Genomic DNA, 15,982 nt, shown 5'->3' with positions numbered 1-15,982 from the left:
CGTTCGTGTGGCAGTGAACATAGATGCGGCAGGGCGGACGTTGAATGCTTGAGAATACGCAATACTTGCGCGAGAATACGAAATGACCACTGATCCCTTCTCCGACATTCTCAAGCTTGCGCGGGCGGAAACGCTGGTCACGGGTGGATTCACCGCTGGAGGCCCTTGGGCGATCCGTTTCCCCGTGCCGAAGACGATCAAGTTCTTCGCCGTCGTAAAGGGAGGCTGCTGGGTGACGCTCGACGGCGAAGCGCCTATCCGGTTTGCAACTGGTGATGTGGGGCTGCTCTCGGCGCCACGAGCATTCGTGCTCGCCAGTGATCCCGATGTCTCTCCTATCGACGCGATGACGTTGTTCTCCGGAGTCGGGCGAACGACGGCTCAACTCGGCGACGGTGACGACTTCGCGCATGTCGGCGGACACGTCTTGCTTGATCCCGTGAGCGGCCGCCTGTTGGCGGACGTGCTGCCGCCCTGGATCCACGTGCAGGCGAACTTGCCCGCGGCCACGACGTTCCGCTGGCTGCTCGACCGGCTCGTCGAGGAGCGAACATCCGATTTACCAGGCGCTGAACTCGCATCCGCTCAGCTGGCACAGCTGCTTTTCATCCAGATCCTGCGGGCCCATCTGGCCGGAGCACACTGCGAAGGCAGCGGCTGGCTAAGGGCGCTAAGCGATCCGCGTATCGCCCCGGCCCTACGTTTGATGCACGAGGATCCAGCGCGGGCATGGCACCTTGAAGATCTCGCCGCTGCCTGCGCCATGTCGCGGACGACGTTCGCCGACCGGTTCCGAACCGTCGCCGGCGTCGCGCCCCTGGCCTACCTGACACAGTGGCGCATGCGACTGGCTGAGCAGGCACTGCGGGACGAGGCAGGACAATCGGTGGCGTTGATCGCGCGCTCCGTCGGCTACACGTCGGAGAGCGCTTTTAGTAACGCGTTCAAGCGGGTAGCCGGTAAGTCGCCGAAATCTTTTCGAGACGATAATATGCACAAACGCAGTTTGACACAGGTCAAGGATATCTGATGCACTCCGGACCTTGGCTGTTGCGTACCTCTCAGGTCGATAGATGGCTTGCGGGGATTCTAGAAATTTCCCCAGGGCTCAAGCCCCGGCCGGCCTGGGGTGGACAACGGCCTGTCCGCTTCGAGCTATCAGAATGGACAGGCCGCCGTCAGAGGGTGCTATTTCAGCGGCAGGAACAGTTCCGCCATCGCCTCATGCTCCGGCACCTCCGGAAAGAAGCTCAACCGCTGGCAATAGATCGGGAAATCGCGTGCTTCCTCGCCGCTCGCCGGAAGCCAGTCGCGATAAAGGTAGAGCGCGGCGGGCTCCAGATTGTCGGTGTTGCCGACGACACGCAGCACCGCGCAGCGTCCGCCAGGGATCTCGCCGGCTTTGATCTCTTTGCCGTTCGCCTCGATCGGTTGGTCGGTCCCGACACAAAGGTCCACGCTATAATCGGCAGGCGACGCAGGACGCCGCTCGGAACGCCAGACATTGAAGGTCGGACTTGTCTTGGGGTGTAGGCCAGCGGCCATGCGCCAGGCGATGAACCGCTGAATGGTGGCGCCGAGCGTCGCCGGGTCGCCCCGGTGCTCCATGATCGCCACCGGCGTGGGCGGCACATCGCGAATCTTCACGTCGTCGGTGGTAAAGGTCTTCTGCATGAGCTTGCTCCTTGCGTTGTCGAGAGGCCCGAAGGCCGCAAGCCACGGCTCCCAGTCGGGAGATTTCCGGAACGACGAAGGCGATTGCCCGAACCGTTGCCGAAAGGCGCGGGCGAAGGCATCCGGTGCTTCGTAACCGGCATCCATCGCTATGTCAGTGACGCTTTGGGCGTCCCTGTAGGCCAGCCGGTGCGAAGCGCGCTTCAGACGGGCAAGCCTGATATAGCGATGCACGGACAATCCGAAGGTCGCCGTAAACTGCCGGTGGAAATGAAACTTCGAAAAGGCCGCAACACGGCTCACCGTTTCCAAGTCCAGATCACTATCGAGATGCCGGTCAATATAGTCCAGCACCCGCCGCATCCGGGCCTGATAGTTTTGAAGCGCCGCCTTCATCGTCCCTCCTCCGTGGCGGCTCCATCTAGTCGCTGACGGCCATAACGTGCTCGACCGATCTTGCGGTTTGGCATGGATCAGCCGAAAACTTCCGACGACCGCTTACAGGCAAGTCTTATCTAGGGCACGCGGCAAAAAAAGAGCGCGAGCTGTCGGAAAATTGCCGATCTGGTCCGCTTCGCCCGCAGTCTTATCGCCCAGGGATTGGTCGACCAGTTCGCCCTGCTCGTGGCGCCGGTAGCGCTGGGCAAAGGCCTGCCGCTGTTTTCCGAACTCGCCGCGCCAATGCCTCTCAAGCTGATAGGCGCGGAGCCCTTTCCGGGGGCGCGGGGGCGCAGATCTATCGGCCTTGCGATCCTCGCACAGGACTGTTATTCGCATTTCCGTCTTAGAGGAGAATGCCTTTGTTTGCCGTCGCAACGATCCAGAACTCACCGGCTGCGGCGGTAGGGATGAAGGCGCACGGCATCGTGACCGAGAGCTGATCCTCGCTCTATCGCTCGGCCTTAGCGCGCCCAATGCTGGCGCATGTCTAATGTCGAGAAGACTATGATCATCGAACTAACCACTCGTGACTTCGAAGCGCTGCTAAAGGGCATCGCGCCTCGCAATCTGCGCCTTGTCCAAGACAGCGCAATTGCGCCTCCTGAGATATTGGAGATGTTGAACCGCCTCGCGACTGACATAGGCGCTGAATTCTCGCCGTCGGCCTGGATGATCGTGGAGGATGGCGAGATCGTCGGCCTCTGCTCCATCGTTCGGGTTCCACAAGATGGAAACATCCATATCGGTTATGGGGTTGCGCCTTCCCGCCAGGGCCGTGGATGCACCACGCGGGCCATAGGGCAGTTGCTGGAGTGGGCGCGGAACGACCCTCGCGTGGCTCTGGTCTCTGCGGAGACCGGCGTCGACAACATCGCGTCCCAGCGTGTCCTTGAACGCAATGGCTTTGTCCAAATCGGCGAGCGGGTCGATGCTGAAGACGGTCCGTTGATCTGCTGGCAAGCAATGACTGTCTAGGTTTTACAGGCCAGAGAAGCCCGCACAGGAAACGGCCGGCCGAGGTTCATTTAGCTCGGCCACCCGTTTGTCATGGAACAGATGACGACTTCGATCACGGCCGGCTTCAGCGGCCGTAGGTGACCTCGACGGAGGCCTTGGCGAGCGTATTGGCCCTGACATAGAAGCCAACCATGGCGGCCGGCGCGGTCTCGGGAAGCGGGAGCTTGTCGACCGAGAGCGCGTAGACGGTGAACTGGTAGTGGTGCGGCTGATCGCCGGCCGGCGGGCACGCGCCGCCATAGCCTGACATGCCAAAATCGGTGTGACCTTCGACAGTGCCTGCGGGAAGCTTTTTGTCACCGCTGGCGCCGGTGGCGATCTCCGAGGCATTTGCGGGAATGTTGAACACCGACCAATGCCACCAGCCCGAGCCTGTGGGAGCATCCGGATCGTAAGCCATGATGGCGAAGCTTTTGGTCGCCTCGGGAGCCCCCGACCAGGTCAGTTCTGGCGAGATGTTCTTGCCGGCGCAGCCGAAGCTGTTGAAGACCTGCGCATCGGTCATGGACTTGCCGGCGATCAAATCCTTCGAGGTGAGCTTCATTTCGGCCTGTGCGGCCGTGGCGCCAAAGACGGATGTGGCGAGAAGTACTGCTGTGATGAAACGCATTCCGTTTTCCTGCGGTTGATAATGCCGGAAAACTATCGTCACCGAGCAAGTGCATCTGCCCCGCTACGCTCAACTTCTGCCCCGATCCGCTCAAAACGCTCGGAGCCGCCCCGCACATGGCGTGGATTGACGCCAAACCGCTCTTTGAACCGCGCCGCGAATTGAGACGGTGAATCGTAACCGACCTCAAGCGCAACATGCGCCATCGGCAGGGTTGTGGTTTGAATGAGGGCCAAGGCGCGATTCATCCTTGTATCGCTCAAGATCTCACTGAAGCCGGTATTCTCCGCAGCCAGCTTACGCCTCAGCGTCGCTTCGCTCATGTTGAACGAGCGCGCCGCGTGCCCCAGCGTCCAATCAAAGGCCGTATCACTTTCGATCATCTGCCGCAGCCGGTCCTCGAGCCGAGGGCTTTGGCATTGGCCCAACACCGCTCCGCAGAGCGCAAACCAGGTGATCAGCTCCATCAAGCGAGCCTTGGCAATGGCGCCGGGAAGCCTCGTCAGATTGCCGGGCTGACAGCAATAGTCAAACAATGCCGCGGCTTCCTCCGGCAGCTTCGAGGTGCCTGCCGGCACAGGCCTCGATGGAACAGCGATCGATCCCATCCTGATATAGGCTTCCTCGAAGAGCGGTCGCGGAACGGGAAGCGCCAGGGTCTGATACTTCTGCGGCGCCTTGGGAATGTTCTCCATCGTCAACGGTCTGTAGTCGGGCAGCAAGCCATAGGCGCCCGCCTCGAGGCGCAAAGCCTTGTCATCAGTCATGACAATCTTCGTTCCCGATTGCACCTGTATCAACAAGGGGCTCGTATTGACGAGACGATAAAAACAGGCTCGTCCACCCTGGCGGATCAAGGCCCTGGTCGGAATGGGAAAGACTTCGTCCAGCATATGTTCTCCGACAACAGGATGGATGATCGTGGGGCTCCGGCTGCCCGGCCGTGAGACTGACGCCATGATGGGTAGAACCGGCATGAAGACGCCCGCCTCGCCCCACCGATGCCTTGAGGATCGGGAATACCAAAACCGCGTGTGATGGGCAATCTTGAGCGTCATCTAGGCGTTCGAAATCAATGGATGCGGCATTGTCTTCGCAGCAACAGCCGCCTCGCATCTTTGATCTGCTTCACAAGCGGTTTGGACTTATTCCAGTCCGCGCTTCCCACCTCAACGCATTTGGGTTTTGTCGGCAGCGCCCGGCCGACTCTTCACGTGATCGATGAAGGCCCGCAGCTTCGGCATCACTTGATGGCGGCTGGGATAGTAGAGGAACACACCCGGCGCCATCGGTGCGAACGCCTCCAGGACGCGAACGAGTTTTCCCGCCTTCGCGGGTCCGGCGGCGATTGGCTCCGGCACTTGCGCAAGCCCCATATCTTCGACGGCGGCTCCCAGCATGGTGGGAAAGTCGTGGGCGATCAGCGGCCCGGAGACAACAGCCTCGATCGGCTTTTTGCCGCTGACAAACGACCACGGCGCGATTGAGCCGTTCGAGCGGCGCATGCGGATGCAGGCATGCTGACGCAGATCGTCGATGCGCTCGGGCCGCCCTCTCCGGTGCAGATATTCGGGGCTGCCGACGACCACCAGCGGAAAGGACGGCGTCAGCCGGACCGCGACCATGTCGGCTGCGATGAACTGGCCGAGCCGGATACCGGCGTCAAATCCTTCGGCGGCGATATCGACCAGTTCCTCATTCGCGGCGACCTCCACCTCGATCTCGGGAAAGGCCTGGCAGAAGGATGCGATCAGTGGCTCCAGCAGCATCGGCACCACTGCGGGCGGCACCGTGAGACGCAACAGTCCAGCCGGCCTCTGCCCAAGCTCACGCGCAACCTCGCTTGCCGCGACCAGTTCCTCGAAAGCGGGCTTTGCGCGCGTCAGGAACCGCTCGCCGGCTTCAGTCAGACCGACACTGCGCGTCGTGCGGATGAAGAGTACTGCGCCGACACGCTCCTCAAGAGCGCGTACGGCCTGGCTGATTGCCGATGGGGTCACCCCGAGTTCCGCGGCTGCTCTGCGAAAACTACGGTGCCGGGCAACGCTCAGAAACGCCTCAACGCCGTCGAGCGCGCCTTGCCTGATTGTGAAGTTCTGCTTCATACCGCATCGATATTATCGCCAATAGTCGATCACGGGAAGCGGCCGTACATCTGGACCCTACAAATCAGGAGTGCCCCGATGTCGACGGAATCCATCTTTCAAACCCATCTCGTGCTAGGCTATGTCGCGTGGCTGCTTTGCTTCGGTGCGTATATTCTGCCCTGGCTCACATCGATGGACAGGGTCAAGGCGCACCGCGCGATCGCCACTTTGCACAGCTTCCGCTTCTTCGGGCTCGTCTTCATTCTGCCCGGCGTCGTCGGTCCTAACCTGCCCACCAGCTTCGCCACCTTCGCTGCCTATGGTGACCTCGCGGCCGGGCTGCTCGCCATGCTGGCGATCGTCACGATCAGGATACGTCCGGTCTTCTGGCTGTTCGTCGTCGAATGGATTTTGCGGATGCCTTACACCTTACCAAATCGGTCCATTGCGAAGAGCTCATTACCTTCGACCGCAAATTTATGAAAGCGGCTCAAGCCGCAGGCTATGAGACCGTTCGGGAAGCCTGAAACCAGTTCGCTGGGACTCGCCTCGGCGAGCTTTGAGCCAACAGACCAAATCTAGCGCCCGTCAAACCTACGCACATAATCGACCAATGCGCGCAGCTTCAGCGGCTGCCGCTGGCGCCTGGGATAGTAGAGATAGAAGCCCGGGAAGGGCGGGCAGAAGTCCTCCAGCAGCGGCACGAGTTCCCCGCGTTCGATATAGGGCTGGAAGGTTTCCACCATGCCGAAGGTGATGCCGGCTCCGGCGCAGGCCATGCGGATCATCATTCCCATGTCGTTGGTCGTAACAGTGGGATCGACGGAGACGTCGAAGTCGCGATCATTCTCGGTGAACTCCCAGCGGTAAGGCGCCGTATCCGGGCGCGGGCGCCACCCAATGCAGGCATGATCCTGCAGTTCGCGGGGATGGCGGGGATGGCCGCGGCGCTCAAGATAGCTGCGGGATGCGGCCGCGCATTGTCGCTGCTGTTCGGAGACTGAAATCGCGATCATGTCCTGTTCGATCACTTCACCCAGCCGGACGCCCGCGTCGAAACCGGCCTCGACGATGTCGAATTCGTCATCAGTGATGGTGATATCGAGTTTGATGTCAGGGCAGGTTTCCATGAAGCCGGCCAGCAACGTGCCGGACAGGAAGTTCTCGGCGATCGAAGAAACAGTAATCCGCAGCAGTCCGCTCGGGCGCGCCTGCATTTCCCTTACCGTCTGCATCGCATCCTTGACCTGGCGAACCGATGGACGAACCGCGTCGAAGAACACTTCGCCGGCTTCGGTCAGGCTGACGCTGCGCGTCGTGCGCTGGACCAGGGCGACGCCGACCCGATCCTCCAGGCGCTGCAGGGCTTGGCTGACGGCCGAGCGGGTGACGCCGAGCCGCTCGCCGGCAAGCCGGAAGTTCCGCGCCTCCGCCACCGCAAGAAAGACTGAAATGCCTTCGAGATCATCGACCATTGGTTAGGATTTCTAACCAAGGCATCCTGGATTGGCAACTTAATCATCGCAGATGGGCGCGCTATCTTTCAAGTCGAGATCAACGCCAAGACGCACTCATCGGCAGATCTTCTTCGAAAGGCAAGGCAATGCGAAAGATTTTCAAAAGCCCGGTTCTGCAATTTTTCACGGCGGTCACCCTGGCTGGCGCGGCGACCAGTTCGTCCGCCACCGATGCCGTGAACGACCGAGATCAGCAGCAACAAACAAGCGAGAACACGATGCAGCAACATCCCTATGCCGGCATGTGGATGACGGATGATGGCCGCATCCGCCACGAACTTCTGCCGAATGGCCGTTACGACGAAGCCCGCGGAAACCGCGAAAGCGCCTATCGCGGCCGTTACGAAGTCACGGGAAGGCACATCGAATACTGGGATGACACGGGCTTTACGGCCGACGGCGATTTCGTCGACGGCAATACCCTCCATCATGGCGGCATGGTGCTTCGCCGCAAATGACGCGCCGCCTGAAAGGCAACATCACCAAGGATAAGGCCGCATTTGCCGGCCGGAAAGGATGACGATCATGTCTTCCCCAGCACCCATCTGGTTCATCACCGGCGCATCGTCCGGCCTCGGCCGGGCACTCGCCGAAGCCGTCCTGGCCCGTGGCTGGCGCGTCGTCATGACGGCGCGCAGACCCGAGACCCTGGCAGATCTCACGGCAGAACACGGCCACCGCGCGCTTGCTCTTGCACTCGATGTGACGGACAGCCGCTCCATCGCCCGCGCGGTTCATGACGCCGAAACGCATTTCGGCGCGATCGACGTCCTCGTCAACAATGCCGGCTACGGCTACCTCTCGGCGATCGAAGAGGGCGACGATGCCGAGATACGCGCCCAGTTCGAGACCAATGTCTTCGGTTTGATCGATGTCACCAAGCAGGTTCTGCCGGGCATGCGCTCACGCCGGCAAGGACATATCTTCAATGTCTCTTCGCTCGGCGGGCTCATCGCTTTTGCTGCAACCGGCTACTACCACGCCACCAAGTTCGCGGTCGAAGGCTTGTCAGAAGCGCTTTCGCATGAGGTCAAACCGCTTGGCATCGATGTGACGATCCTCGAGCCCGGCGCCTTCCGCACGGATTGGGCCGGCCGGTCGATGGTCGAATCCAGAACGATCATCGACGACTACGCCGAAACATCCGGCAAGCGGCGCCAGGCCACCCGCTCGGTCTCGGGCAATCAGCCGGGTGATCCCACACGCGCGGCCACCGCGATCATATCGGCATTCGAAGCGGACGAGCCGCCGCTGCGCCTGCTGCTCGGCGCACCCGCCCTGAAGATCGCCCGCGAACGGCTCGATGCGTTGCGCGCAAATTTCGACGCCTGGGCGGAGACGACGCTCAGCGCCGACTTCCCAAGCTAACCGCCAAGAAAACCCTCAGCCGCATCGCCAGGCGAGCGGCGTGCAAATGGAGCTTGAAATGTCTGATATCAAAGGAAAAGTCATTGCCATCACCGGGGCCAGCAGCGGCATCGGAGAGGCTGCGGCAAAGGTGCTGGCTGCCGCAGGCGCCCATATCGTCATCGGCGCACGCCGCACCGAGCGCCTGGAGGAACTTGCCGGCGACATCGCGGCAAAGGGCGGGTCGGTGCGCCTGCAACAGCTTGACGTCACTGACCGGGCGGATGTGGAAGCCTTCGCAGGCTTTGCCAAGTCCGAATTCGGCCGGCTGGACGTTATCGTCAACAATGCCGGCGTCATGCCGCTCTCGCCGCTCGAGGCTCTCAAGGTCGACGAGTGGGACCGGATGGTCGACGTCAATATCAAGGGCGTTCTCTACGGCATCGCGGCGGCGCTCCCGATCATGAAGGCGCAGGGATCGGGGCAGATCATCAACCTGTCTTCGATCGGCGGCCACAGCGTCTCTCCGACCGCTGCCGTCTATTGCGCGACGAAATTCGCAGTGCGGGCGATCTCGGACGGACTGCGGCAGGAGACCGATCGTATCCGCGTGACCGTCATCTCGCCCGGCACGACGACATCGGAACTGGCCGACACGATCACCGATCCGACGGCGCGGGATGCCATGAAGGCTTTCAGGGCGATCACGATCAGCCCTGAGGCCATCGCCAATTCGGTCCTCTACGCCGTCAGCCAGCCCGATGACGTCGATGTCAGCGAGATCATCATCCGGCCGACAGCCAGCCCGCATTGATCGGCCGAGATTTTGCCGAAGCAATTCCAGCAAAAGTGTAGAGCGGTTTTGCGTCCGGAATTGCGGAAAACGAAACAGCCACCGCCTAAAAACCCAGCGACTGCTGGGCAGGCGGCGGCGGTGCAAGGTTGACGCCTTCGAGCTCCAGCATGCGGGCCTTCGATGACGAACCGCCGGGAGCGGAGAAGCCGCCGATCTTGCCGCCGGCCGCAAGCACCCGGTGGCAGGGGATGATCAAAGCGACCGGGTTCTTCGCCATCGCCTGGCCGACGTCGCGAGCGGCTTCCGGCCCGACACCGAGCTCCTTGGCCAGCGCGCCGTAAGTGGTGGTGCGGCCCCAGCCGACACGCCTTGCTGCCGCATAAATATCCCGGAAGAAGGCATCCTGACCTGCAAGATCGAGTTCGACGCCGGAAAAATCCGTCTCCTCGCCCTGGAAGTAGCGCTTCACCGCAGCGACCGTCTCGAGCACAGCGGGCGTCGGCGCGCCGGGTTCGGCATCCGGCAGGCGGCGCAGCAGAAGCCGTTCGGTCGCTTCTGCTGATTTGGTCGGCAGTTGGAAACGGGTGATGCCGGCATCGCTCCAGGCGATGCCGCAGAAACCGCCCGCGGTTTCGAAGATGAGATAGTGGTGTATGGTCTCGGCCATGACACAGCCTCCGCGTTTTCGATGACCCTCAAAATCGTATGGGACGGCCTCTGTTTCAACCCGTTTCTTGCGCGCGCCGGGCTTTCAGGAAAAATTGCAATGCGCCCCTGCACTGTCGCCCGAGCCTCCTCGCCACCCGGTTCCGGGGCGACGGTTCGGATGAGTGTGACGCCGAGCCTATCGGGAAATTATGTTCTCTTTTTGTTCTTGATGTCGCGTCCTTCCGGAGTATCCTTCGGCGCGTTTTGGAAACGACGAGGTGGGTCATGACGACCTGAAATTCCATGAACCAAATGCCCCTCGACTTCGGAGACGACAAAAATGGTCGCGGACGGTGGAACGAAAGCTACGCCAGCGGACACCGGCTTTTCTTTGCGCTCTGTCCTCCTGATGCCATCGAGCAGCAGGTGGCCGCAATCGCCCATGACTATGGTCGAGCCTTCTCCCTTTCCGGCAGACCGCGCCTGACGACATTGCATGTGTCGATCATCTGGGTCGGAGACTATCCGAAGCTGCCGGAGGATGTGGTCTTCGCGGCACGACAGGCCGGCGCCACGGTCGAGAGTGCGCCGATCGCAATGACCTTTGACCGGATCATGCGATTTCCGCAGCCGCGAGCGCTTGTGCTTTGCGGCGAGGGCGGACGGAAGCCGCTCACCCGAGTGCATGTCCAACTGGGCGTCGGCATGCACAATGCCGGATTGCGCCACAATATCAACCGCGATTTCACGCCGCATATGACGCTGCTCTATGACCGCAAAGCCGTGCCGCCGACGACCCTCGACGCACCCGTTTCATGGACGGCGTCCGAATTCCTGCTCATCCACAGTGTTCTCGGAAAAACCGAACATCGGATTATCGATCGCTGGCCACTGCTGGGCTAAGGGCAACGAGTCCGCGGATCTCGGCTTGCGCTTGCCTGATTTCCGCGCATAAAGCTCCGAAAGCCTGTTCCGGCATTGGTGCAAACGGGGAGCGAAATCAGCATGGACGTTTCAGAGATCATCATCCCGGGCGATACGCCGGGAACGGAGTGGCGGCTGCCGGTGCTGCGCTTTAAGGGCGGCGATCCGAAGGCGCCAAAGACCTATATCCAGGCGGCACTGCATGCCGGCGAGCTGCCGGGAACGGTGCTGCTGCATTTCCTCTGCGAAAGGCTGCGGCAGGCAGAAAACCAGGGAGAGATCGCGGGCGACATCACCATCGTGCCGCAGGCCAATCCGATCGGTGCGGCGCAATCGCATTTCGGCGAATTGCAGGGCCGTTTCGACTTGGGCTCACGCACCAATTTCAACCGGGACTTTCCGCTGATCTCCTTGGCCGACCGCCCGACGCTGATCAAAAACCTCGATGATTACCCGGCTACCGACAGATTGAAGCGACAGCTGCTGCATTTGGCGCTCGGGGCCGATCTCGTGCTCGACCTGCATTGCGACGATGAATCGCTGCAATATGCCTATATCGACGAGGCCTTCTGGCCGGAGGCGGCCGATCTCGCCGCTGCACTCGACATGGAGGCCGTGCTGCTTTCGGATGGCGAAAGCTCGGCCTTCGAGGAGGCCGTCGGCTTTGCATGGAAATATGAAGTTCCCGACGAACGCCTATTCGAGCTGCCCGGCAGACTTTCCGTCACCGTCGAGCTGCGCGGCAAGCGCGACGTCGATCCGGTATTGGCGAAAAAGGACGCCGACGGGCTCTGGCGTTTCCTCGCGGCACGGGGGATCGTCAGTGACGAAAAGCCGGCGGCAACGGCATTTTCCGGTCCGGCCGTGCCGCTCGACAATGTCGAGATCATCCGCGCTCCGGAAGGCGGCGCCGTGCTCTTTCATCGCAATATCGGCGAGAGGATTGCGGAAGGCGACCTTCTGGCGACGATCATCACCCGGCCAGGGCAGCCGGGCGGCAGCATCGAGCTCACCGCGCCGCAGGATGGGCTGATCCTGACACGAACATCCGACCGGCTGGTGCGGCGGCGCGGCGACCTGATGAAGATCGCCTGCGACGAACCCAGCAAGGCTTCCCGCAAGGCCGGCACGCTGGAGAATTGAACGGGGCCGGTTTTGTCCTGCTGCGATCGTCGACTCGCTCGGGGGATAAAACGTCGCACGGCGTTTGCGCCGGCCTTCGTGCATGTTATCTCGCGCCATCACAAGGAGATCGATCGGGCATGGCCATCACCATCTATGGCATCAAGAATTGCGACACGATGAAGAAGGCCCGCAGCTGGCTGGAAGAACACAGCGTCGCCTATGAGTTTCACGATTACAAGGCGCTCGGTATCGACCGCACCCATCTCGAAGCCTGGATCGACCAGGCCGGCCTCGACACCGTGCTCAACCGCGCCGGCACCACCTTCCGCAAATTGCCCGATGCGGAGCGCGAGAACCTGACCCGGGAGAAGGCGATCGCCCTGATGCTCGACCAACCGTCGATGATCAAGCGGCCGGTGCTGGAGGCGAAGGGCAAGCTGCTGATCGGCTTCAAGCCGGAGATTTACGCCGGTACCTTCGGCGGCTGACAGGCGGCCGAGTGAACTCACGAGGGAAAGAGATGTCCAAGACCACGCGCGCGACACAGGTTCTTTCGCAGGCGGGCATCGCCTTCACGGTCCATGCCTATGACTACGACCCCAATGCCGAGCGCGTCGGGCTGCAGGCGGCAGAAGCGCTCGGTGAGGCGCCGCATCGAGTGCTGAAGACGCTGATGGCGGAGGTGGACGGCAAACCGGTCTGCGTCGTCGTGCCGTCGGATCGCGAAGTCAGCATGAAAAAGCTCGCCAGCGCCTTTCACGGCAAATCGGCCAATATGATGAAGCCTGCCGATGCCGAACGGCTGACGGGCTATCATGTCGGCGGTATCAGCCCGTTCGGCCAGAAGAAGACCGTGCCGACGGCGATCGAGGAAGCCGCGCTTGGCGAACCGCTGGTTTATATCAATGGCGGGCAGCGCGGGCTGCAGGTGCGGCTCGATCCGAAGGCTGCGTTGAAGGCGCTGAAAGCGGTCGCCGCGCCGCTGATTGCCTGATCGGAGCATGATGCCGAAAAGTGTAAGCGGTTTTCGGACGACATCATGCTCTTACTATTGAATCTAGAGGAAGCGGTCGAGCAGGCCGGCGATCGTCTTCGCCTCGTTTTCGGCAAGCTTGCAGCCGATATGGGTCTCGATCGATTTGGCATAGACGGTCCACATGCGCTCGCGAAGCTTTCGGCCGGCATCTGTCATCACCACCCAACGGCCGCGCCCATCCTCAGCGAAGGCCTCGCGCCGGACCAAGCCCTCTTTTTCCAACCGATCGATCAGCCGGGAAAGATTATACTGGGCCAGCAATGTCCGCTCTTCGATCTCGTAGGGGCGCAGCTTGCCGTCTTGCGAGCGCGCCAATTCCCAAAGCACGTCGTACCAGGCAAGCGGCGGCATGCTGGCCGCCTTCAGGTCAGCTTCGATGGAAGCGAGCAACCGCTCGCGGGCGCGCATGATGCTCGTCCAGGCAGAGGTGACCGCTTCGCTCGGATTCGACGTTTTTTCGGACATAAATGCAATTACATCTATCTTGAATTCCGCTGCAAGCGATATTAGATGCATTTACATCTATCGTCATTGCCAAGGAGGCCCTCATGAACAAGCTTACCCTCGTCAGCCATCATCTCTGCCCCTATGTGCAGCGCGCCGCGATCGCGCTTCTCGAAAAGGGCGTGCCTTTCGAGCGCATCAACATCGATCTTGCCAACAAGCCGGACTGGTTCCTGAAGATCTCGCCGCTCGGCAAGGTGCCGCTGCTGCAGATCGAGGAGGAGGACGGCAGCGAGGCGGTGCTGTTCGAAAGCAGCGTCATCTGCGAATATTTGGAGGAAACGCAGCCGGGCGTCGCGCTGCATCCCAACGACGCGCTGACGCGTGCCCGCCATCGTGGCTGGATGGAATTCGGCTCATCCGTGCTTTCCGATCTCGGGGGTTACGAGACGGCTGAGGATGCGGACCAGCTGAAGGCCAAGCGCAAGGCGCTCATCGCCAAATTCGCGACTGTCGAAAAGGTGTTGACGGACGGCCCCTATTTCGCCGGCAACGACTTCAGCCTCGTCGACGCCGTCTTCGCGCCGGTCTTTCGGTATTTCGATCTTTTCGACACGCTCGGCGACAGCGGCATCTTCGAAGGGCTTGAGCGGGTGACGCGCTGGCGCAAGGCGCTCTCCGAGCGGGCGAGCGTCAGGGCCGCCGTTGGCGCGGACTACCCGCAGCGGCTGATGGAATTCCTCGAAAAGCATAACTCGATCCTGCTCAGGCAAGCTGCCGCCGCCTGAAGCGCGGCCGGCGGCCGGACATATATCCGGCCGCTTGCAATTCGGCGGCAATACGCTTCATTTTCGCCGCAAACGGGTCTAAGTCTTCCGGCCTCTCACCGTCGATGACAGAAGGCAGGTTGAACCATGACTTTCATGCCCCAGAGCCAGAACACAATTGATCCCGTCAAGCTGGAAAAGCTTGCGGAAGTCGCCATCAAGGTCGGGCTGCAGCTGCACAAAGGTCAGGACCTGGTGATTACCGCGCCTGTCGTGGCGCTGCCGCTGGTTCGCCTGATCACCAAACACGCCTATCAGGCCGGCGCCGGGCTGGTCTCCGCCTTCTATTCCGACGAGGAAACGACGCTGGCGCGCTATCAATATGGCAGCGACGAGAGCTTCGACCGCGCCTCCGGCTGGCTCTACGAGGGCATGGCCAAAGCCTATGCCAACGGGGCGGCCCGTCTCGCGGTCGCCGGCGACAATCCGATGCTGCTGTCCGAGCAGGATGCCGGTAAGGTCGGCCGCGCCAATCGCGCCAACTCCACCGCCTACAAGCCGGCGCTGGAAAAGATCTCGAATTTCGACATCAACTGGAACATCGTCTCCTACCCGAACCCCTCCTGGGCCAAGGTGGTCTTTCCCGACGATCCGGAACCGATCGCGATCGCCAAGCTCGCCAAGGCGATCTTTGCCGCCTCGCGCGTCGATGTCAGCGATCCGGTCGCCGCCTGGGCCGAGCACAATGCCAATCTTGGCAAGCGATCCGCCTGGCTGAACGGCGAGCGCTTCGCCTCGCTGCATTTCCGGGGACCGGGCACCGACCTCACGATCGGCCTTGCCGACGGGCATGAATGGCACGGCGGCGCTTCCACCGCCAAGAACGGCATCACCTGCAATCCGAACATCCCGACCGAGGAAGTCTTCACCACGCCGCATGCGCTGCGCGTCGAAGGCCATGTGTCGAGCACCAAGCCGCTCTCGCACCAGGGCACGCTGATCGACAATATCCAGGTACGTTTCGAGGGCGGCCGCATCGTCGAGGCCAAGGCCTCGCGCGGCGAAGAGGTCTTGAACAAGGTGCTCGATACCGACGAGGGCGCGCGCCGGCTCGGTGAAGTGGCGCTCGTGCCTCATTCCTCGCCGATCTCGGCCAGCGGCATCCTGTTCTACAACACGCTGTTCGACGAAAACGCCTCGTGCCACATCGCGCTCGGCCAGTGCTATTCCAAATGCTTCCTCGATGGCGCGACACTGAGCCAGGAGCAGATCAAGGCGCAGGGCGGCAATTCCAGCCTGATCCATATCGACTGGATGATCGGCTCGGATAAGGTCGATATCGACGGCATCAAGCCTGATGGTTCGCGGGTTGCGGTCATGCGGCAGGGCGAATGGGCCTAAGCGGCATCATCGTGCGCTGACTGGATGCTGGCGCGGCCAGCCCCGTCCTTCGAGGCCCTGCGGGACACCTGAGGATGAGGCTGGAGCGCGCGCCTCAGGTGATCCTTCGAAGCGATGTGGATCATACTTCCGGACGAGACCGCGCAGC

18 protein-coding genes and 2 pseudogenes are annotated in these 15,982 nt (G+C 61.6%); 13 read left to right on the top strand and 7 right to left on the bottom strand.

Annotated elements, in window-relative coordinates:
- Window positions 1–82 precede the first annotated feature (82 nt).
- A complete protein-coding gene (locus ELH03_RS23255; RefSeq protein WP_128404607.1) occupies window positions 83–1,030 on the top strand; it encodes an AraC family transcriptional regulator in 948 nt (315 codons plus the stop codon).
- Between the two features lie 158 nt (window positions 1,031–1,188).
- Here the strand turns inward: ELH03_RS23255 and ELH03_RS23250 are convergent, their stop codons facing one another.
- Complete coding sequence (locus tag ELH03_RS23250; RefSeq protein WP_128404608.1) at window positions 1,189–2,070, bottom strand: AraC family transcriptional regulator; 882 nt, start codon at window positions 2,068–2,070, stop codon at window positions 1,189–1,191.
- 528 nt (window positions 2,071–2,598) lie between these two features.
- Here ELH03_RS23250 and ELH03_RS23240 point away from each other — a divergent pair.
- Entirely contained in the window at window positions 2,599–3,090 is a 492-nt protein-coding gene (locus ELH03_RS23240; protein WP_128404609.1) for a GNAT family N-acetyltransferase, read from the top strand.
- A 106-nt stretch (window positions 3,091–3,196) separates the two neighbouring features.
- Here the strand turns inward: ELH03_RS23240 and ELH03_RS23235 are convergent, their stop codons facing one another.
- The 3 genes from ELH03_RS23235 to ELH03_RS23225 form a co-directional block, all read right to left on the bottom strand.
- Window positions 3,197–3,742: a YbhB/YbcL family Raf kinase inhibitor-like protein gene (locus ELH03_RS23235; RefSeq protein WP_128404610.1), complete on the bottom strand. Its 546-nt coding sequence runs from the start codon at window positions 3,740–3,742 to the stop codon at window positions 3,197–3,199.
- 38 nt (window positions 3,743–3,780) lie between these two features.
- A complete protein-coding gene (locus ELH03_RS23230; RefSeq protein WP_128404611.1) occupies window positions 3,781–4,635 on the bottom strand; it encodes a helix-turn-helix domain-containing protein in 855 nt (284 codons plus the stop codon).
- 276 nt (window positions 4,636–4,911) lie between these two features.
- The gene (locus ELH03_RS23225; RefSeq protein WP_130766685.1) at window positions 4,912–5,847 is read right to left on the bottom strand and encodes a LysR family transcriptional regulator; all 936 of its coding nucleotides are present in this window, start codon (window positions 5,845–5,847) and stop codon (window positions 4,912–4,914) included.
- 78 nt (window positions 5,848–5,925) lie between these two features.
- Here ELH03_RS23225 and ELH03_RS23220 point away from each other — a divergent pair.
- Window positions 5,926–6,243 (top strand): annotated as a pseudogene (locus ELH03_RS23220) (DUF8737 domain-containing protein); the annotation flags it as partial.
- Window positions 6,231–6,356: pseudogene (locus ELH03_RS38010) on the top strand (type II toxin-antitoxin system VapC family toxin); the annotation flags it as partial. The pseudogenes ELH03_RS23220 and ELH03_RS38010, both read left to right, overlap by 13 nt.
- 51 nt (window positions 6,357–6,407) lie before the next feature.
- Here the strand turns inward: ELH03_RS38010 and ELH03_RS23210 are convergent.
- Window positions 6,408–7,304: a LysR family transcriptional regulator gene (locus ELH03_RS23210; RefSeq protein ID WP_128404616.1), complete on the bottom strand. Its 897-nt coding sequence runs from the start codon at window positions 7,302–7,304 to the stop codon at window positions 6,408–6,410.
- Between the two features lie 128 nt (window positions 7,305–7,432).
- On the opposite strand from ELH03_RS23210, the gene ELH03_RS23205 reads away from it, so the two are divergent.
- Genes ELH03_RS23205 through ELH03_RS23195 form a run of 3 tightly spaced genes read left to right on the top strand, consistent with a single transcriptional unit; the run spans window position 7,433 to window position 9,507 of the window.
- Window positions 7,433–7,804, top strand: a complete 372-nt coding sequence (locus ELH03_RS23205) for an Atu4866 domain-containing protein (RefSeq protein WP_128404617.1) — start codon at window positions 7,433–7,435, stop codon at window positions 7,802–7,804.
- Between the two features lie 58 nt (window positions 7,805–7,862).
- The gene (locus ELH03_RS23200) at window positions 7,863–8,714 is read left to right on the top strand and encodes an oxidoreductase (RefSeq protein ID WP_197727779.1); all 852 of its coding nucleotides are present in this window, start codon (window positions 7,863–7,865) and stop codon (window positions 8,712–8,714) included.
- 58 nt (window positions 8,715–8,772) lie between these two features.
- Window positions 8,773–9,507 carry an SDR family oxidoreductase gene (locus ELH03_RS23195; RefSeq protein ID WP_128404619.1) on the top strand — a complete coding sequence of 245 codons (735 nt, stop codon included), beginning with the start codon at window positions 8,773–8,775 and terminating at the stop codon, window positions 9,505–9,507.
- Window positions 9,508–9,592: 85 nt separating this feature from the next.
- Here ELH03_RS23195 and ELH03_RS23190 read toward each other — a convergent pair whose 3' ends face one another.
- Window positions 9,593–10,156, bottom strand: coding sequence for a methylated-DNA--[protein]-cysteine S-methyltransferase (locus tag ELH03_RS23190; protein ID WP_075225610.1), 564 nt, complete (start codon window positions 10,154–10,156; stop codon window positions 9,593–9,595).
- A 284-nt stretch (window positions 10,157–10,440) separates the two neighbouring features.
- On the opposite strand from ELH03_RS23190, the gene ELH03_RS23185 reads away from it, so the two are divergent.
- From ELH03_RS23185 to ybaK, 4 genes are all read left to right on the top strand, one after another.
- A complete protein-coding gene (locus ELH03_RS23185) occupies window positions 10,441–11,040 on the top strand; it encodes a 2'-5' RNA ligase family protein (protein WP_128410960.1) in 600 nt (199 codons plus the stop codon).
- A 102-nt stretch (window positions 11,041–11,142) separates the two neighbouring features.
- On the top strand, window positions 11,143–12,204 hold the full coding sequence (locus ELH03_RS23180) for a M14 family metallopeptidase (RefSeq protein ID WP_128410961.1): 1,062 nt from the start codon (window positions 11,143–11,145) through the stop codon (window positions 12,202–12,204).
- A gap of 119 nt (window positions 12,205–12,323) precedes the next feature.
- Window positions 12,324–12,674: an ArsC family reductase gene (locus ELH03_RS23175; protein ID WP_128404621.1), complete on the top strand. Its 351-nt coding sequence runs from the start codon at window positions 12,324–12,326 to the stop codon at window positions 12,672–12,674.
- A gap of 32 nt (window positions 12,675–12,706) precedes the next feature.
- On the top strand, window positions 12,707–13,180 hold the full coding sequence (ybaK, locus tag ELH03_RS23170; RefSeq protein ID WP_128404622.1) for a Cys-tRNA(Pro) deacylase: 474 nt from the start codon (window positions 12,707–12,709) through the stop codon (window positions 13,178–13,180).
- Window positions 13,181–13,243: 63 nt separating this feature from the next.
- Here the strand turns inward: ybaK and ELH03_RS23165 are convergent, their stop codons facing one another.
- Window positions 13,244–13,687 (bottom strand): MarR family winged helix-turn-helix transcriptional regulator, encoded by a 444-nt coding sequence (locus ELH03_RS23165; RefSeq protein ID WP_130766684.1) that lies wholly within the window; start codon window positions 13,685–13,687, stop codon window positions 13,244–13,246.
- An 83-nt stretch (window positions 13,688–13,770) separates the two neighbouring features.
- On the opposite strand from ELH03_RS23165, the gene ELH03_RS23160 reads away from it, so the two are divergent.
- Both ELH03_RS23160 and ELH03_RS23155 read left to right on the top strand, forming a co-directional pair.
- A complete protein-coding gene (locus ELH03_RS23160) occupies window positions 13,771–14,454 on the top strand; it encodes a glutathione S-transferase family protein (protein ID WP_130766683.1) in 684 nt (227 codons plus the stop codon).
- 126 nt (window positions 14,455–14,580) lie between these two features.
- On the top strand, window positions 14,581–15,834 hold the full coding sequence (locus ELH03_RS23155) for an aminopeptidase (protein WP_128404625.1): 1,254 nt from the start codon (window positions 14,581–14,583) through the stop codon (window positions 15,832–15,834).
- The last annotated feature ends 148 nt before the right edge of the window (window positions 15,835–15,982 follow it).

This window comes from Rhizobium beringeri, assembly GCF_004306515.1.
Lineage (GTDB): Bacteria > Pseudomonadota > Alphaproteobacteria > Rhizobiales > Rhizobiaceae > Rhizobium > Rhizobium beringeri.
The sequence above is the reverse complement of the archived record's forward strand: the minus strand, read 5'-3'. Positions and strand labels throughout refer to the sequence as shown.

Excerpts from the sequence above, each read along its gene's own strand:
- ELH03_RS23255 (WP_128404607.1), top strand. The coding sequence starts at position 83 with ATGACCACTGATCCCTTCTCCGACATTCTCAAGCTTGCGCGGGCGGAA.
- ELH03_RS23250 (WP_128404608.1), bottom strand. The coding sequence starts at position 2,070 with ATGAAGGCGGCGCTTCAAAACTATCAGGCCCGGATGCGGCGGGTGCTG.
- ELH03_RS23240 (WP_128404609.1), top strand. The coding sequence starts at position 2,599 with ATGTCTAATGTCGAGAAGACTATGATCATCGAACTAACCACTCGTGAC.
- ELH03_RS23235 (WP_128404610.1), bottom strand. The coding sequence starts at position 3,742 with ATGCGTTTCATCACAGCAGTACTTCTCGCCACATCCGTCTTTGGCGCC.
- ELH03_RS23230 (WP_128404611.1), bottom strand. The coding sequence starts at position 4,635 with ATGCTGGACGAAGTCTTTCCCATTCCGACCAGGGCCTTGATCCGCCAG.
- ELH03_RS23225 (WP_130766685.1), bottom strand. The coding sequence starts at position 5,847 with ATGAAGCAGAACTTCACAATCAGGCAAGGCGCGCTCGACGGCGTTGAG.
- ELH03_RS23210 (WP_128404616.1), bottom strand. The coding sequence starts at position 7,304 with ATGGTCGATGATCTCGAAGGCATTTCAGTCTTTCTTGCGGTGGCGGAG.
- ELH03_RS23205 (WP_128404617.1), top strand. The coding sequence starts at position 7,433 with ATGCGAAAGATTTTCAAAAGCCCGGTTCTGCAATTTTTCACGGCGGTC.
- ELH03_RS23200 (WP_197727779.1), top strand. The coding sequence starts at position 7,863 with ATGACGATCATGTCTTCCCCAGCACCCATCTGGTTCATCACCGGCGCA.
- ELH03_RS23195 (WP_128404619.1), top strand. The coding sequence starts at position 8,773 with ATGTCTGATATCAAAGGAAAAGTCATTGCCATCACCGGGGCCAGCAGC.
- ELH03_RS23190 (WP_075225610.1), bottom strand. The coding sequence starts at position 10,156 with ATGGCCGAGACCATACACCACTATCTCATCTTCGAAACCGCGGGCGGT.
- ELH03_RS23185 (WP_128410960.1), top strand. The coding sequence starts at position 10,441 with ATGAACCAAATGCCCCTCGACTTCGGAGACGACAAAAATGGTCGCGGA.
- ELH03_RS23180 (WP_128410961.1), top strand. The coding sequence starts at position 11,143 with ATGGACGTTTCAGAGATCATCATCCCGGGCGATACGCCGGGAACGGAG.
- ELH03_RS23175 (WP_128404621.1), top strand. The coding sequence starts at position 12,324 with ATGGCCATCACCATCTATGGCATCAAGAATTGCGACACGATGAAGAAG.
- ybaK (WP_128404622.1), top strand. The coding sequence starts at position 12,707 with ATGTCCAAGACCACGCGCGCGACACAGGTTCTTTCGCAGGCGGGCATC.
- ELH03_RS23165 (WP_130766684.1), bottom strand. The coding sequence starts at position 13,687 with ATGTCCGAAAAAACGTCGAATCCGAGCGAAGCGGTCACCTCTGCCTGG.
- ELH03_RS23160 (WP_130766683.1), top strand. The coding sequence starts at position 13,771 with ATGAACAAGCTTACCCTCGTCAGCCATCATCTCTGCCCCTATGTGCAG.
- ELH03_RS23155 (WP_128404625.1), top strand. The coding sequence starts at position 14,581 with ATGACTTTCATGCCCCAGAGCCAGAACACAATTGATCCCGTCAAGCTG.